Here is a 16,297-nt window from a genome sequence, read left to right on the forward strand (position 1 = left end):
ATGCTGTTCTCCCCCTGGGCGGCGCACACGCCGTTATCGATGGACCTTACAGGATAGCTCACTCCAAAGCCTGTTGCACACGGCGCAGGCTGCTTGCTAGTCTATCGTCCGGGGTGCAGTTGATGCACTTCCCTCTGCAACGACGACAAGCTCAACCCGAACAATGGCATGACTGGGAGAACTGTTATGTTGAACGGTAAAACGGCGATCGTGACTGGCTCAACGAGTGGGATAGGTCTTGCGATCGCCAAGGCCTTGGCCGAGGCGGGCTGCAATATCGTCTTGAACGGGTTTGGAAACGCGGATGAGATCGAGAAGCTGAGGCTGGGACTCGAGTCCGGGCGCGGCGTCCGCGCACTGTATCACGGTGCCGATATGTCCAAGCCGAGTGAGATAGCCAGCATGGCGCAACAGGCGCTCGCCGCCTTCGGCGCGGTCGATATTTTAGTGAACAACGCGGGTATCCAGCACGTCGCGCCGATCGAAGACTTTCCCCCGGAGAAATGGGACGCCATCATGGCGATAAACTTGTCCTCGGCGTTCCATGCGATTCGCGCTTTGTTACCGGCCATGAAGGCCCGGCGCTGGGGACGTATCATCAACATCGGCTCGGCGCACGCGCTCGTGGCCTCGCCCTTCAAATCCGCTTATGTCACCGCGAAGCATGGGCTGCTCGGCCTCACCAAGACCGTGGCGCTCGAAGTCGCGGAGCACGGGATCACCTGTAACGCGATCTGTCCGGGGTATGTGTTCACGCCGCTGGTCGAGGGCCAGATCGACGACACCGCTAAGGCGCGCGGCATTAGCCGTGAGGCGGTGATTCGAGACGTGCTGCTGGCGGCCCAAGCCACCAAGCAATTCGTCAAGCCGGAGGACCTGGGTGCATTGTCAGTCTTCCTAGCGAGCGATGCGGCGGCCCAGATCACAGGTGCGGCGCTTCCGGTCGACGGCGGCTGGACCGCGCATTAGCGATCCTGGGACAGGGGGCGCGGTGAGTACAAACACCCCAGGTAAGCCAAAACTCATCAATCTCGCGCTCCAGGGCGGAGGGGCACACGGCGCCTTTACCTGGGGCGTGCTTGATACGATTCTCGAAGATGAGCGCGTCGAGATCGAGGCCATCAGCGGGACGAGCGCCGGCGCGATGAACGCCGCGGTCCTCGCGGACGGTATGTAAGGAGGGCGGGCGCGAGGGTGGGCGGCGGGCCTTGGAGGCGTTCTGGGCCGCTGTCAGCCGAGCGGCCCTCGCGAGCCCGCTCAAACGCTCGGTCTGGGACATGCTGACCGGGAATTCGAACCTAAAATAAAGGGGTCAAGTTTTGAAATATAAGAAACTGATATTTAATGACCAGGCCCCCGTCCACGATAGACGTTGTAACGCTTGATCCAGTCCGCGTAGGCCCGCTCGGTGCGCAGACTGTAAATGGAGGTAGCGCAGGCGCTCCCGCACGTGATCGAGCAGACGTGGTTTGTTGGCGGCGGTGTGCTAAAAACGCCCTCGGGTGCATTCCTTGGCGTTGTGAAGTTCCCAATCAAGTGGTTATATGATGACCGCCGTGATTATGCACCAATCCGTTGATTGGGTTAGACACCTACTGGTGTCGAATTCTAGTTAGGCGTTGCTCGCGCTATGCCGAAAGACTACCAAATCCTATCTTGCGACGAGTCGCCCGGCTATCGCTACCGTTTGGACGTTTCCACAGGCATTGACAGCCCGAAGCGACTCGTAGTCATCCAACTCAATCCCAGCACGGCAGTCCTCTCTCGACCTGGCGGCGCAACACGTCCAGCTGCTGCGGTTGATCTGCTTCCGCCAGCCAGGCGGACCAGTCGCCTACCCCTTGAAGCTACGCAATCCACGCCGGATCAGCAGTCAGAATCCTGTCCACTTTAAGACCACAATGGGCCGCCGCACGCGACGATGGGTAATTCTCGGCCCGCCGTACCCTCCGTGCGCGAGCAGGGTTGCGTTCCACGTATCGGATTACCGCCCACCGGTAGGTGTCGTCCAGGGCCGAGGAGAAAAGCCGTCCCTTTGCACGATTGACGCGCTGCGCGTATCGGGTGTGCAAAGGACGGAACACACGCTCCAAGGCCTGGTCGCTTCCGGGAACCGCCACTACATGGACATGGTTGGTCATCAGGCAATAGGCCAATACCTTGACTTTGGATTCCGCGCAGTATTCATCCAGCCAGCCCAGATACGCTACGCGGTCCGCTTCGTCAAAGAAAACATCCTCGCGCCGGTGCCGCGCTGAGCAATGTGGCGCGGGGCACCGGTAAACACCGAACGGGCAATTCTTAGCATGAGCCGAGAATAGCATCCTTAGAAAAGGTGTGCGTCCCCTTTTACTCCGCGTCCAGAATCGGTCTCCGAGATAGGCCGCGAGCAAGCCGAACGCCACCGCGGCGCTCGCGACGATGACGGCCCGGTCGCGAGCGCCGCTTCCGGGAACGAATGAACCCAGGCGCCGAAGCCGACGGCGGTCCCGAAGACCGCGCCGCAGACGAAGCGCACCACGGAGGGGCGAGCTACCTCGCTCGCCGGCCCTTTCCTTTGACCGGAAGGTCTTCCGGCTCCAGTTGTTGTCGCCGCGGTGCCGGCTGTAGCTCCGGCAGGGTTTCCGCAGGAATGGTCTTCTTCGGAGAAGACGAAGCGTCGACCGCCGCGCCGCCCGCCGCTTTGCTGCCGACTGGCTGCGCAGCCCCTGCGAGGATCTGGCAGGAGCGCGGGGGAGGTGATTTCGCCGGCGGGGTTGTCGAGGCTCCCTCCTGCGTGAACACGAGATCGATGTCCGCGTGCGACCCGATCGGCGTACCGGCGGCGGGACAGGGGTCGGGAATGTCGCGCTCGCATGTGTCCGGGACTGCGTTGCCATCCTGATCCCGCGACGACGTCCGGAGCGAAGCTTGATCGAGCACGGTCGGCTTGACGTGTGCGCCCCCGCCCGCCTTGCTGCCGATTCCGCCGACGCCGACCGTGCCCGAATCCTGCGTCTGGGCCGGGCCCGTCTGCGGGCAAGTCGCGTGATAACGGCCCCAGATCGGATTCGCGAAGGCGTGGCCCACCTTGCAACGCGCACCCGCCGGGCAAGGCTCTACGTATCCGGTGGCGCTGTTCACGCCGCCGAACGGAGCGAGGATCGTGCGCGCGTACGCGCGCACGTAGAAGAGCGGGTTGCCCTCCGCCACGAGGCCGAACTGGCTCGGGCTCAGATAGAGGTTGGCGACGCCCGCCATTGCCAGCCCACCGGAGGGCTTGATCCGGAGAACGCCCGACGGGTCGGGCTGATACGCTGCCGGGTCATGCGCGAGCGTCAGGTGGGTCGGACCGTGCTTGTCCACGGCGAACGTGACGAGCGCGTTCCCGACGTAGACGTCGATCTCCTCGATGGGACCGAATTCCGGCGTCGATTTCCATTCGACCAGCAGAGGCACGTGCTCGCCGGGGAACATTTCGAAGGTCGCGCCCATCTGCAGATCGACGTCGTCCATCTTGCCGTTGCCGTTCTTGTCGATCCCGATGCGCAGCGCCGGGCCGTTCGTGACGCTGAACTGACCGCCGCGAAGAGCGTCGATCACCTGGCGGTTGGAGTACCTTCCGCCGGTCGGCGGCGTCGACACGAGAACGAGGTTCCGAGGCCTGCCGATCGCGGTGTCGGTGACCGGGGAATCGCACCAGCGGTCGAGCGAAGGCACGCCTTGGCGCCGGTAGTTGAGGTCGCCGTGAGAATCCGAGCCGCCGCCCATGAACCACTTTCGCGGCAAGCCCTTGTGCAGCCACGTGAGCGGCGCGGTTTCCTCCGGCTTCAGACCCTTCCGCAGGAAGCGATCCCAAGTGAAGGCGCCATGCGCGAGCTGCCTCGGCACGACGACGGTGCCCTTGCCGCCACCGCCGAGCCACGTCCACGGGAACTTGGTCTGCCGGAACGGCAATCGGTACAGGTATCGGCCATTCGAGTCGTCGAGCGCGTCGCAGCCGCCGCCCTGGGGCCGCGCGAACTCCTCGTCGTCCTCGTTCCAGATCTGCAAGCCGAGGATCGCCTCGGACTTCCACGCGCGGCCGAGCGAGACCTCGGAATAGGGCACGATATCCGGTCCCGCGCCGCTCGGGCCGGAGGAGGTCAGGGGATGCGCGAGGAAAGCGTAGCCGCCTCCCTCGACCTCGGCGACGACGTCGCCGATCGGCTTGCTCGCGCCACCGAACACTCTGCTGTCACTGCCGATGAAGCCGTCCGACGACGTGTCGTTGCTCTTCGGGAAGTAGACGAGATGCTGGCGCGACGGCTCCATCTTCATGCCATCGGGCGCGAAAAATGCCACCGCATCCTGGACGGCTTCGGAGCCGAGCAACCCCGGCAGATTTTCTCCCACCCAATTTTTGACCTCCTCCGCGACGGGAATGCCTTGCGGGTCGAATGCCAGGTAGGTCGGCTGGCCGTCGTTGGTATAGGATTGAAACTCGGCATCGACGAAGAAGTAGCCGAGCCCGTTGCCATACTTCACGGCTCCGGCCTCCTTCTCGGCCACGGAGAGCTCAGGCCACGAGTCCACCTCTTCGCCCATGTAGATCTGCGGCAGGATCCCTTCCGCGCGATAGCGCGCGAGACCGTTGGTGTTCGCCTCGCCGGCGATCGACGCGTTCACGCCGCTCGGGCCGTAGAGGATGTCTTTCGCGGCGCCGAAGCGGATTCGATTCAGGTCCCTCGCTTCCTTCATCGAGAAGGCCAGGCACTTGTTCCCGGCGTCGTCACACTTCTTGTTGCGTTGCGTGAAAGGACAGCGAGGCCCCTCTTCGCGACCGCAGCGATAGATCACCAGGCCGCCGTCGACCTGCTCGCTGTTCGAGGCGTGGTCGGTGGCGAAGACGAAGTCCATGCCCATCGCGCCGAGTGCGCGGATCACGTTGCGGTAGGAATACCCCGACTCGCCCTCGTTGTCGGTCATCTGCGAGTGATAGTGCAGATCGCCGTACAGCCAGCTCTTACCGAACCGCGGCAGCGGCGCGTCCCCGGCGTGGACGACGAGCGAATTCACCCATTCGAGCCGTCCGCCCGAAGTCTCCGTCTTGACCGCGACCACCAAGTGGATGTTGCGCCCGGGAGTGACGGCGGCCTTCGGCGTGTACCAGAGCGTTGCATGCCACTCGTGCGAATCAGTGATGTCGAGGATGGGGGTACAGTCCTCACCGAGATAGGGCCGACAAACGTCGTGCGGGGGCTCCCTGTCCTTCGTCGAGACCAGGAGCTTGCGCTCGATTTCTCTCATCTGTTCGACAGGGATGGTCGTCACGTGCGACTGACTCTGCAGCCGCTCCTCGACGGTGGACTTCCTTGAACCTCCCGACCAGGATCTCGGACACGACCATTTCACCCATGTTCGAGCGCGCGCCCTCGAAGACCGCGTCGTGGAAAGTGATGGAGATCGGGATCGGCCCATAGGAGCCTCCGGAAGGCTCCAAGCGCCACGGGGCGTCGATCGCGAACTCGACGCCGAACTGTCCGCCGACCCCGTGGGCCGGCGCGGGGAGGAACCCGACGATCCAAGCAAGCAGAAAGGCCGCCCACACGGGGCCGATTCGATCGATCGCAGACCGCCTGCGCGTGTGACCCTGAATCATCGGCGAGCCCCCTGGGTATAGATTCTTTCTTCGTGACTTCTTTGCATTTGACAAAGTACATTCGCCCTTTTTCGTCAAGTGGGACAGTACTGCTGAGCTAGTGAGTCGTCAAACAATCGAGCCCTCGGCCCGGAATGGGGGACTTTTCGGGCTCTTCATCGGCCCGAGGCGCCATGTTTCGGAGCGTTTTGGCGTCTCGGGCGCGTGAGAACCAAGGGGCGTTGTCGGCTCGGGGAGCTGAACCGGAGCGAATCGGGTGTCGGTTTGGGATCAGGCTATTTGGAGTCGATCGAATAGCCGCGCCGGCGATCGGGGTGGTGCACGGATGGGCAAGCTGAGATGGGAAAGGATCTTGCCGATCACCGCGGGGTCTTCGATGGCGGCGATGATCTTCAAAGGGCCGCCGCAGTGGGGGCAGTGCTCAATATCGATATCGAACACCCGCTTGAGTAACCGGGCCCAGCTGATGCGGGTCGGCGCCGATTGGATGTGGTGTGTCACCGTGATCATCTAAGGTGTCAGTCGCGTTGACCGGCCCGCCCGGAGAGCCAGGCACAGGGAGATTGCCTGCTTGGCGCCCCGAGGATGGAATGATCTCGGCACGCAGCTTGGCGTTGGGCGCGAGCACGCCATGGAAGCGAATGAGATGGGGCCTTGGACGGGGCACGAGCACGGCCAGGCGTTGCATGAACTCCAGCGGCGACATCACGATATGGGTGGTACCGTCGTTGTACGGGCTTTTGAGTTGCAGCACGACATGACCGGCACTATTGCGTTTGAGGCGTTTGTTGGCAATGGCTGGACGGGTAATGTATCGGCACAAGTGTTCGAGTTTCTTGCGCTGATGGGCGGCGCAGCAGACCTCGGCATGGAGGCTAAGGCCCTGCTCGTTGACACAGCCACGGCCCCTCTAAATAGAGGGATCGCGCCCCGTCTCCAACACGAGGCTCAATCAGCGCAGTAAGGCCCCCTGGCGATACGGCGTACCGCCAGATATCTACAGAGTTATCGATCTCTACATTCCCGCCACCATTCCACGTAGGGTATGGCGTGACTACCACATCATCAGGGTGCGTATGTCCGTCCGCAACGACCATCACCCGACCGCCGCAATCCAGCGCGAACTGGACCGCTAGTCCGTGAGAGACAACCCATGCGCGAACTCTCGGTGGTTCTTATTCACGCAACGACGAGAGTCGCGCTTGGCTGGTATGACGCACTGGACGTTCATCAAAAACACACCAAATTAATCAATTTTCGTGTAGTGCTGGGGAATTTATCGTACGCATACCACCGTCCTACACGCACTTTGAGACCGTTCCTGAGCGTGAACGACTTTACCTTTATCTTGCTGCCGGTATGGGCCGACCCAGTATAGTAATACGCGACGGTAACCTTGGTCCGCCCGGTTCTACAATCCGTGATGGCTTTCATACGATTGGACTTTGCGTCGTACTCCCAGCCCGGAACCGCAATCGCCGGCTTAAACCTAGTCGCTATAATCGGATAAACATACGGAAATTTCGTCTTGACCGGATACCACAAGTACATACTGCTATTGGCGGTCTTGTCCACTCGCGACCAATCTGCGATTGCTGCGTGAGGTAACGCTGCTATCGACGCAGCTATAATAATCCATTGCCATTTCATAAACCTTCTCCATGTATAGTTACGCCAAAGGAACAGTCAAATATTGTTCCAGGTTTGATATCTCACCCGATACTCAGAGAGCTTACCAGTGGTTACCTCCCTTGGCAGCACTGCCTTAGCTGTGTGCGATAGCGCTTCGTGAATAGATCGGCCTTCACTTACCATATCGCGAAACTCATACGGACCTATCGAGCTTGAGTGATTGGCTCCGTCGGCAAATGGAGACAAACTCAGGTGCTTCTCGATGTACACGGCGCCGATAGCGATGGCAGCAAGCGCCATATAATGTGACTGCATGTGATCCGAGTATCCACCGATATTCGCGCGACTGAAAAAGCCTAGCCGTATCTCGCTAGCTCACTCGGATACGCACTTGTGCATTCACAGATAATAGTCGGCCCATGATCGCGGATACGGATGTATTGCTCTACAGTGGTTCCGCCTGTTGATATGATCCACGGTCTTCCGTCGGCCTTTACCGCTTCAATGATCGCTGTATTCAGACATTCACCGCTCCCGACCTTGAGGTAATCAGGCCAGTCCGGATATGGTCCAGCGGACCGCACAGTCAACGCTGTTTTCATCCCCAGGTTTTTCGCGTACCCCGCGAACGGTTTGTGATACATCTCCAGGCCGTCGTCGGCCTGCATCTTCACGATATCAGCGCCAGCGTTAAAAGCGCCGGCACACTGGGGGCACTGCTCGATGTCGATCTCGAACACTCGTTTGAGCAACCGGAGGCCCAGCTGATGCGGGTCGGCGCCGATGGATGTGGTGTGTCACCGTGATCATCTGAGGTGTCAGTCGCGTTGACCGGCCCGCCCGGAGAGCCAGGCACAGGGAGATTGCCTGCTTGGCGCCCCGAGGATGGAATGATCTCGGCACGCAGCTTGGCGTTGGGCGCGAGCACGCCATGGAAGCGAATGAGATGGGGCCTTGGACGGGGCACGAGCACGGCCAGGCGTTGCATGAACTCCAGCGGCGACATCACGATATGGGTGGTACCGTCGTTGTACGGGCTTTTGAGTTGCAGCACGACATGACCGGCACTGTGACGCCGGGGCCAGCGCCTTCTCTATCATCTCCCTAAACCCAGGCCGGATGGGCAGACCACCCTCAGCCTCACCCCGCTGGAGTGGCTGGAGAGGGTGGCCCTGCTCATCCCGCCCCCGCGGCGCCACCGTCATCGGTATCATGGCGTCTTGGCGCCCAATGCTCCACTCCGGGCGGCCGTGACCGCACGGGCCGGCCTCCCCGTGGCGCGACCGTCCTTGGGGCGTGCGGGCGCGCCCCTCCAAACGGCTACCGAAGCGCGAGAGGAGCCCGACGCCAAACCACGTCCCCGTGCCAGCTACCTCTGGGCGATGCTGCTCGCACGGATCTATGAAATCTTCCCAATCCTCTGCCCCCGCTGTGGCGAGCCGATGAGGATCATCGCCTTCGTTACGGAGGTCGGTTCCCTTAAGCGCATCCTCGAACACCCTCGGCGAGACCACAACGCCACCCCCGATCGCCTCTGCCCGCGGGCCGCCCCACCGGGAGGAGGACTTCGACCCGCCCAATCACTCCCCCGCCCCCAACGAGAAGGCACTACGCTTGCGAAACCGCGTTGAATGTCCTACCCTTCATCGGATCAGGGGTAGGGAAGTGCTCGATGCAGCGGCGCCGTGCCGGCGGGGTTCCGATCCGTCGGTTCTCGCGTCGTCGATGCGTGGTCGCTCGGACAACACAACACGGGGAGGTGTGTCATGACCCGATTTGCGCTTGCTGTCATCGCGGGTGTGTTGCTGGCCGCGTCGGTCGCGCTGCCACAGGCCGCAGACATAGTCGTCGTGGCGGTGCCGGCGCGTGCGGGTGCCGTGGACGGGACGACGCAGAACTCCGACGAGTTCATCTGGCGGCTGTTCACGCAGTTCACAGCACCGGTGGACGAATCGAAGGCCTCGCCGGTCGTGTTCGAAACCTGGGCCTCGGACGCCGACACGTTCTCGAAGACGCCGCGCTGGCCCGACCCGGGCGCGCCGAAAAAGCTGCAGGCGAGCGTGCTCCGCGCGATGACCGCGACGCACGGCGACCCGGTGGATGTCCCCTGCAAGCCGCCGGGGAATGCCGCCGTGGGCGGATTCCCGACCACGGGTACGCCTGCGCCCTGCATCGCCGAGGAGGTCAAGCGCAATCGCCCGCAGTTCGACTACATCGTCGAGAACAAGCTCAACACGCAGGCTGGGCTGGCAGCCGCCTACGCGAAATCGTTCAAGGTTGCGATGCCGACGTCGGCGATCGCAGTCAAGGGCGACTGGGTTCCGGTGCAGACGCTGCTGCAGTGGATTCCCGCGCTCGGCAGCGTCGACAACATCCGCAAGCTCTACTACACCAACACGTCCGACGGGGTGGAGTACGCGGTGGTGTCGCTGCACGTCAGCAGTCGGCAGAACGCGAACTGGGTCTGGGGCACGTTCGAGCACCAGATGAGCCCGGGCCGTTGCGACCAGATCGGCTGTTTCGACACCTTCGGTGCGCAAGTCGCGGCCGTCGCGCCGAACAAACAGGCCATCAACACGCAGTACGGCGCGTGCAAGAAGACGCCGGCGCTGAAGACCCTGATGAGCGAGGCCAAGCTGTCGCCGGTGTGGGCGAACTACTGCATGAAGTCGACGCAGGTCGACTACGCCGCTGCGGACCGCACGCCTTACGTGCTGGGCAACTCTGTGATCGAACGCATCGTGGGCAACGGTACCGTCGCGGCTTCCTCCTGCATCGCCTGCCATGTGTACGCGTCGTTCGGGAAGAACGGCCAGCCGACCCCCGCGGCCACGGCGATGCTGCCGTACAACCCGACCGGCGAGCCGATTCCCGCTGTGCTCGAGGGATCGCTGCAGTTCGACTTCATGTGGGGTGTGATTTTGGCGCCCTGACCGCCTGGGCGATGGCGCTCGCCGCCGCGGCGGAGCGCGAACAGCTGCGGCCGCCGCGCGGCGCCCCGAAGCGCTTATCGCTCGCGGCGGGGGCGCCTTGTCTTGAGGCTGCACATTCCATTGTGGGCAAGAAATCTACCACAGCACAACGGCAGTGAGAATACTTGCCAGTTGTCACCGACCCCTTTCGCTTTTTTTCGGTGGGTGCGCCCTCATTCACTGCAGCGCCCAAAGTAGTAGCCCCGTAAACTGTAACGCGGTTAGGCCTATCGATTGCGTAGGCCGGAACCCCAGCACATGCCAGGTTGGAACTCAATGCGACGAATTTGGCCCCGACTTCTGCGTCTACACGTCGGAGACGTGCGACCCGCCGTCCGACCCCTGCATGGAGCTGGTGATGGACGGCACAGACCCGGCTGCTGCACCTACCGCCCCAAGGGCTGCGCGGGCCGGTTCGGGAACGATTCCGGCTTCACTTATAGCTGCGTACGTGCAGTCTTCCTTACAAGCCATCATCGCTCCTCACCTTGCAAACCGGGTGGAGTCCATATTTACGCTTGCTGGTTGAATAGGTATTGATAATTCTAAAGTGCAACTTTAGAATTATCATATATGCGATATGTCCGGCGGGAGTTGGAAGGGCAGGTGCCGCGGGCGGTCAGGGGCTTCCCGGCAATCATCCTGACCGGTCCACGCCGGACCGGAAAGACATCGCTCTTGCGACGCCTGTTCCCGAAGGCCAGCTACTTCCTGCTAGAAGACCCCGATATCGTGGCGCGGCTGCGGGCCGATCCGCAGGGGTTTCTCGATGCCGTGAAGACGCCCGCGATCCTCGATGAGATGCAGAACGTGCCGGAGGTGTTCGCATTCGTCCGCGCCCGCATCGACCGGGAGCCGCGCCGCGCCGGCCAGTGGCTGCTCACTTGCTCGCAGGAGGCGCCGCTCATGCAGGGGGTGTCGGAGTCCATGGCGGGCCGCGCGGCGGTATTCCAGTTGCTCCCGCTGTCCACACGCGAGACGCCGAGGGTCACGTTGCTGCACGGGGGCTATCCCGAGCCCGTAGCGCGACCGAGCGATGCGCGGTTGTGGTTTAGCTCTTACCTGCAGACCTACCTGGAGCGCGATGTCCGGGCCGTCACCGCGGTGAAGGATCTCGCGACCTTCCGGCGTTTTCTGGCTTGGCTAGGGAGCCGCCACGGGCAGGTGCTGAACAAGAGCGATCTGGCCGCGGCGATTGCCGTCAGCGTACCCACGATCACGCAATGGCTCGGCGTGCTGGAGACGACCGCGCAGGTCCTAATCCTGCCCCCATTCTACGAGAACCTCGGCAAGCGGCTGATCAAGTCGCCGAAGGTGTACGTCGCCGATTCCGGCCTTGCCTGCCATTTGCTGGGCATCGACACCGCCGCCGAGCTGGCCAAGTCGCCGTTCCTGGGCACGCTGTTCGAGGGCTTCGTCGCCTCGGAGATCATCAAGCACCAAGCCAACGCCGGGGCACGCCGGGAGATCTACTACTTCCGGGATGCGCAAGGACTGGAGGTGGACTTCCTGGTGCCGGGACGCGGAGGCTCTCTTCGGCTGGTAGAGTGCAAGGCCGGCCGCACGGTCACGCCGGCGATGGCCGCGCCGATGCAGCGGCTGGTCGGGGCGCTGAAAGAGAAGCGCGGCACGGGGACCACGGTGGATATGGTGCTCGTCCACCAGGCGCCGAGGTCCGGTACCCGTATGCCTGCCGTGGCGCCGGGCGTGCGGGCGCTACCATGGCGGGAATTCATCGAGGAGCTGTAACTGAATTAACTGAAGCGGAGGGCCTAGCACGTAGGACCGGGAGGTCCGGCCCTCCGCGGGCCGCTCCTTGCCCCCGGTTTTTCCTACACTGTGCGCCGGTCCCCCCATCCATCCGTCGCCGCCTTGGCGCGGCACCTGGGCCGAGACTACAAGCGGGTCCATGAGAATGTGGACGCCTTGGTCACGGCCGGGTTGCTAGTGCGCGACGATCAGGGCGTTCATACCGAATTCGATGAGCTGCACGCCCCATTGAGCTTGCAGTGATGCCGAGTTACGATGAGGCTGATCGCCTCCGTACGGCAGAGGGATTAGGGGACAGACCTGCAACTGGAGGGCGCGAGTGGCCCCGCTCCAGAGGTGAAATCTATCGGTATACTGTCGCCAATCAAATCGTTTGAAATGTGGCGTTGAATTGTTTCTTTTGCGTCGATGAGCGTGGTCCGGCCCTGGAGCCTCAGCATATGCTAGCGAGGGTGGTCGCAGCCGGGATCGAGCGCGGCTTAAGCGCACGGCTCTTAGTCGCCGCCGACGGGGTGACTCGAACACACGCACGCTCCTTGGGTGCGCAGCCGCGAGTTTGATTACCGCCAGAGCGCCGTGGTCGCGAACGTGTCCTTTGCCGCGCCGCATGACAATACCGCCTACGAGCGCTTTAGCCCGTCCGGACCCGTCGCGCTCTTACCGATCGACATGATCCCGGCCCTCAAACGCGCACTGCTGCGGCGGGCCATGGGTTTCGGCGGGCCTTTGCCGCGGCTCGGACGGGGCATACCGCTGTGAGCGCTAGGCTAGGGGATCGCGATGCGGATTTCGAGGTCGCCGTCATCGGCGGGGGTGTGATCGGCGGAACCCTGGCGGCGATCCTGGGGGCGGCCGGATTAAGGGTCGCGCTCGTCGAGAGCAGCGAGACATCCTCGGCGGGAACCGGTGATGACAATAACGATGCCCGCGTGCTGGCTTTGACCCGGGCCTCCGAGCAGGTGCTGCGCGCCGTCGGCGCCTGGCAGCATATCATTGCCGAACGGCCCGGCGTGTTTCGTGAGATGCAGGTCTGGGACGCGGGTGGGGAGGGCCGCATTCGTTTCGATAGCGCCGAGGTGGGCGAGCCGCTGCTCGGGCACATTGTTCGCAGCCAGGTGATCGAGGCCGCTCTGGATAGGGTGTTGCGGCATCTACCCCTAGTGAGCACATACCGCGGCAGCGGCTTACAGACGTTTGTGAGAGGCCAGGATAAACTGCGAATCGTGCTGGCGGACGGATCGCAGTTGCGCCCGAATCTATTGGTCGGGGCCGATGGCGGGGAGTCGACCGTGAGGACCTTGGCGGGGATCGCTCTATGCGTGCATGATTACCGCCAGACGGCGCTCGCCTGTACGGCCGTGACCGAACGGCCGCATGGCGACACGGCGCGGCAACGCTTTCTAGGGGGTGGCCCGCTGGCGTTCCTGCCCTTGGCCGACCCAAATCGCTGCGCCATCGTCTGGTCGTTACCGCACGCCGAAGCGCAAAGGCTAATCGGCATGAGTGATGCCGAGTTCCGCCACGCGCTCGAAGGCGGAATCGGCGAAGCGCTCGGAACCGTGGCGGACAGCGGGCCGCGGCGCGCCTTTCCGCTCAGCCGCGCCCATGCCGAGCGCTACGTCGAACCACGTTTGGCCTTGATCGGCGATGCGGCGCACCGTATTCATCCGCTCGCAGGTCTGGGGGCCAATCTCGGCTTGATGGACGCCGCGACACTGGCCGAAGTCATACTCGATGCCAAGGCCGCGCGCCAGGATATCGGAGCGCTGCGCGTGCTCAGGCGTTACGAGCGCTGGCGCAAGGGCGAGAATCTCGCCATGATGTGGCTGCTAGACGGTTTCAACGAACTGTTCGGCTCGGGCGCATTACCGCTGCGGATCATGCGCAACGCGGGGCTCACGCTCGCCAATATCGCGGGGCCGGTGAAACGGCGGATCATCCGCCGAGCGATGGGCATCGAGGGTGATTTACCGCGGCTCGCCCTGACGGGGCGCTGGTGACGTGCGCCATGGGCTCAGCGACTCGCAATCGGAGGATGGTAGATCATCTGCACCAGGTTTCCGTCCGGGTCCTCGCAATAGAAACTCCGCGTCCCGTCGCGGTGTGTGCGCGGCGGGTGTTTGATGGGCACGCCCTGGGTCTGCAAATGCTTGTGCCAGGCATCGACGGCTTCCGGCGCGTCGAGAAGGAACCCGATATGGTCGAGGCGCTGGGGTCCGGCGGGGACCTGGCCCGCGGCGGCGCGATGCAAGGCCAGGTTGTCGTTCCCCGAGGAGAGATAGACGTTATCCTTATCCGGACGCCATTCGACGGCCATGCCGAGCGACGCGGCGTAAAAGGATTCGCAAGCTTCAAGCTTGACGACATTGAGGGCCACATGCCGAAGTCCTTTGATGGGCGCAGGTATTTTCATGCTACTCGATGAGCTTATTATGCTGTATCAGTATGGCGAAGCCTTGAGTCAACGTTATTTTGAAAAGCCACGTTCGCCGTAACACAACAGTATCTACGATAACCTCCGAACTGTCATTCCGGGGAATCCAGTTGCCAGGGGCAGGATGCGTCCTGCGTCCTGGATGCCGGCATTCCCTGCCGGCATGACGAAATTGATTGGATGCCAGGGCCACTCGTGTAACCAATCTAGCATTCTCCAGTTGACACGTTACGAGTAACCGACAGCGAATCGCGGTTTAGGATTAATAGGAGAGCATGCATGAACAGTCAAATACCGGAGACACTTTATGAAACCAATCTCGAAGCGTTGCCGCTCATCGGGCGCGGCAAGGTTCGGGATATTTACGCGGTGGGCGACGCCCATCTCTTGATCGTGACCACGGACCGGATCTCGGCCTTCGATGTCGTCCTGCCCGATCCCATCCCCGGGAAAGGCACGGTGCTGACGGCCCTATCGCGCTTCTGGTTTGACCGCACGCGGCACATCGTCGTCCATCACCTCGCATCCCTACCACTGGATGCGGTCTTGGACGACCCGAGCGAACGCGGCGCGCTCGAAGGCCGTGCGCTCGTGGTCCGGCGGCTGAAGCCCTTGCCGGTCGAGGCCATCGTGAGAGGCTACCTCATCGGTTCGGGATGGAAGGATTATCAGAAAACCGGCGCCGTGTGCGGCATCGCCTTACCGCCGGGGTTGCGGCAGGCCGAGCGCTTGCCGGAGCCGATCTTCACCCCATCGACCAAGGCGGAGCTCGGCCGGCACGATGAGAATATCAGCTTTGACGAGGCCGCGGATCTCATCGGCGCGGAGCTTGCCGAGCGCGTGCGCGAGGTTTCCATCGGGCTATACGCGCACGCCGCGGACTACGCGCGCGGGCGCGGGATCATCATCGCCGATACCAAATTCGAGTTCGGGCTCGACGCGGAGGGGGATCTGGTTCTCATCGATGAGGCGCTGACGCCCGATTCCTCGCGCTTTTGGCCGGCCGATTCCTACGCGCTGGGCCAGAGCCCGCCGAGCTTCGACAAACAGTTCGTGCGCGATTACCTCGAGACGCTGGCCTGGGACAAGAAACCGCCCGCGCCGCGGTTGCCTCGCGAGATCATCGAAAAGACCGCAGCCAAATACCGCGAGGCGCAGTCGCGGCTCATCGACGGGGCGGCGACGTAATTTAGCGGCGGGCAGCCTGGGTGAAGCGCGCCCGAACCCGGGGAACGATCTGTAAGCCGCGTGTCATGAACGCGGTAGAGCGTTGCGGATCGGCGCGCCGCAGGGCCGTTACCCACGGGCTGATCCGTTGGCCAGTAGAGTCATTCGGCGAAACCCGTCCCTGGTTCCGCCTAACAAATAAGCAGTTATCCGCCGTGCGCTGTCCAACATGACGGATAAATGTCTGTAAGTTTGTTCGTTGGGCCTTACGAGTTGCATGACGTTATCCGCAGTCTGATAATCCCTTTGAAGGCAACAAGAGGAAACACGCAATGAAGGTTTATTCCGCAGTAATTGAGCGTGACCCGCATACGTGTTCGTTGGATTTGTTCCCGGTTTTCCAGGTGCACACTCGCAAGGGACAACCCTGATGAACTGAACCAGGGTTGCTGGGGTTCAGAACGTTGCGGTTGCCTAACGCGTGGGCAGGTCACGTCTCCCCGATCTCGAGCTTCGTCAATTTGCCGTCGACCTCCATCGGCAAGAACACAGCCTCCCACTCGGTGATCGGGCGGTCGATATAAGGACTCATGGCGAGGTCGAGACCGAAGAAGAGCAGGGGAGTCGCGCCGCCGGGCCAGGTCCTGACCATGGTCTCGAGGAGCCCTGTCGCCCAACTCCTGGTACTGGCTGGTACTGGCC

Annotated in this window: 14 protein-coding genes and 2 pseudogenes; 10 read left to right on the plus strand and 6 right to left on the minus strand. The window is 62.6% G+C overall.

Going from position 1 to position 16,297, the window contains the following annotated elements; all coding sequences use genetic code 11:
• Nucleotides 1–168 precede the first annotated feature (168 nt).
• Together M3436_13205 and M3436_13210 are read left to right on the plus strand one after the other, a co-directional pair.
• Entirely contained in the window at nucleotides 169–969 is an 801-nt protein-coding gene (locus tag M3436_13205; protein MDQ3565047.1) for a 3-hydroxybutyrate dehydrogenase, read from the plus strand.
• A gap of 22 nt (nucleotides 970–991) precedes the next feature.
• Nucleotides 992–1,301 (plus strand): annotated as a pseudogene (locus M3436_13210) (patatin-like phospholipase family protein).
• A gap of 546 nt (nucleotides 1,302–1,847) precedes the next feature.
• Here M3436_13210 and M3436_13215 read toward each other — a convergent pair.
• From M3436_13215 to M3436_13225, 3 genes are all read right to left on the minus strand, one after another.
• Entirely contained in the window at nucleotides 1,848–2,405 is a 558-nt protein-coding gene (locus M3436_13215) for a transposase (protein MDQ3565048.1), read from the minus strand.
• A 127-nt stretch (nucleotides 2,406–2,532) separates the two neighbouring features.
• A complete protein-coding gene (locus tag M3436_13220) occupies nucleotides 2,533–5,268 on the minus strand; it encodes a hypothetical protein (GenBank protein MDQ3565049.1) in 2,736 nt (911 codons plus the stop codon).
• Between the two features lie 622 nt (nucleotides 5,269–5,890).
• Entirely contained in the window at nucleotides 5,891–6,130 is a 240-nt protein-coding gene (locus M3436_13225) for a hypothetical protein (protein MDQ3565050.1), read from the minus strand.
• Nucleotides 6,131–6,191: 61 nt separating this feature from the next.
• On the opposite strand from M3436_13225, the gene M3436_13230 reads away from it, so the two are divergent.
• A complete protein-coding gene (locus tag M3436_13230) occupies nucleotides 6,192–6,584 on the plus strand; it encodes a hypothetical protein (protein MDQ3565051.1) in 393 nt (130 codons plus the stop codon).
• Between the two features lie 1,338 nt (nucleotides 6,585–7,922).
• On the opposite strand, the gene M3436_13235 is transcribed toward M3436_13230, so the two are convergent.
• Nucleotides 7,923–8,306: a transposase gene (locus tag M3436_13235; protein ID MDQ3565052.1), complete on the minus strand. Its 384-nt coding sequence runs from the start codon at nucleotides 8,304–8,306 to the stop codon at nucleotides 7,923–7,925.
• A gap of 712 nt (nucleotides 8,307–9,018) precedes the next feature.
• Between M3436_13235 and M3436_13240 the strand changes: the two genes are divergently transcribed.
• From M3436_13240 to M3436_13260, 5 genes are all read left to right on the plus strand, one after another.
• Nucleotides 9,019–10,185, plus strand: coding sequence for a hypothetical protein (locus M3436_13240; protein ID MDQ3565053.1), 1,167 nt, complete (start codon nucleotides 9,019–9,021; stop codon nucleotides 10,183–10,185).
• A 612-nt stretch (nucleotides 10,186–10,797) separates the two neighbouring features.
• Nucleotides 10,798–11,973, plus strand: a complete 1,176-nt coding sequence (locus M3436_13245) for an ATP-binding protein (GenBank protein ID MDQ3565054.1) — start codon at nucleotides 10,798–10,800, stop codon at nucleotides 11,971–11,973.
• 90 nt (nucleotides 11,974–12,063) lie between these two features.
• On the plus strand, nucleotides 12,064–12,237 hold the full coding sequence (locus M3436_13250; protein ID MDQ3565055.1) for a hypothetical protein: 174 nt from the start codon (nucleotides 12,064–12,066) through the stop codon (nucleotides 12,235–12,237).
• Nucleotides 12,238–12,534: 297 nt separating this feature from the next.
• Complete coding sequence (locus M3436_13255) at nucleotides 12,535–12,753, plus strand: hypothetical protein (GenBank protein ID MDQ3565056.1); 219 nt, start codon at nucleotides 12,535–12,537, stop codon at nucleotides 12,751–12,753.
• Entirely contained in the window at nucleotides 12,750–13,994 is a 1,245-nt protein-coding gene (locus M3436_13260) for a UbiH/UbiF/VisC/COQ6 family ubiquinone biosynthesis hydroxylase (GenBank protein ID MDQ3565057.1), read from the plus strand. The genes M3436_13255 and M3436_13260 overlap by 4 nt, the downstream gene beginning before the upstream one ends.
• A 14-nt stretch (nucleotides 13,995–14,008) precedes the next feature.
• On the opposite strand, the gene M3436_13265 is transcribed toward M3436_13260, so the two are convergent.
• Nucleotides 14,009–14,407: a VOC family protein gene (locus M3436_13265; protein MDQ3565058.1), complete on the minus strand. Its 399-nt coding sequence runs from the start codon at nucleotides 14,405–14,407 to the stop codon at nucleotides 14,009–14,011.
• A 300-nt stretch (nucleotides 14,408–14,707) separates the two neighbouring features.
• Here M3436_13265 and M3436_13270 point away from each other — a divergent pair, with 300 nt between their 5' ends.
• Together M3436_13270 and M3436_13275 are read left to right on the plus strand one after the other, a co-directional pair.
• On the plus strand, nucleotides 14,708–15,616 hold the full coding sequence (locus M3436_13270) for a phosphoribosylaminoimidazolesuccinocarboxamide synthase (GenBank protein MDQ3565059.1): 909 nt from the start codon (nucleotides 14,708–14,710) through the stop codon (nucleotides 15,614–15,616).
• A 311-nt stretch (nucleotides 15,617–15,927) separates the two neighbouring features.
• Nucleotides 15,928–16,025: pseudogene (locus M3436_13275) on the plus strand (type II toxin-antitoxin system HicB family antitoxin).
• A 60-nt stretch (nucleotides 16,026–16,085) separates the two neighbouring features.
• Here M3436_13275 and M3436_13280 read toward each other — a convergent pair.
• The coding region (locus tag M3436_13280; GenBank protein ID MDQ3565060.1) for a hypothetical protein at nucleotides 16,086–16,297 on the minus strand (212 nt) is incomplete at its 5' end.

Source organism: Pseudomonadota bacterium (genome assembly GCA_030859565.1).
In the GTDB taxonomy this organism is placed as follows: Bacteria; Pseudomonadota; Gammaproteobacteria; order JACCXJ01; family JACCXJ01; genus USCg-Taylor.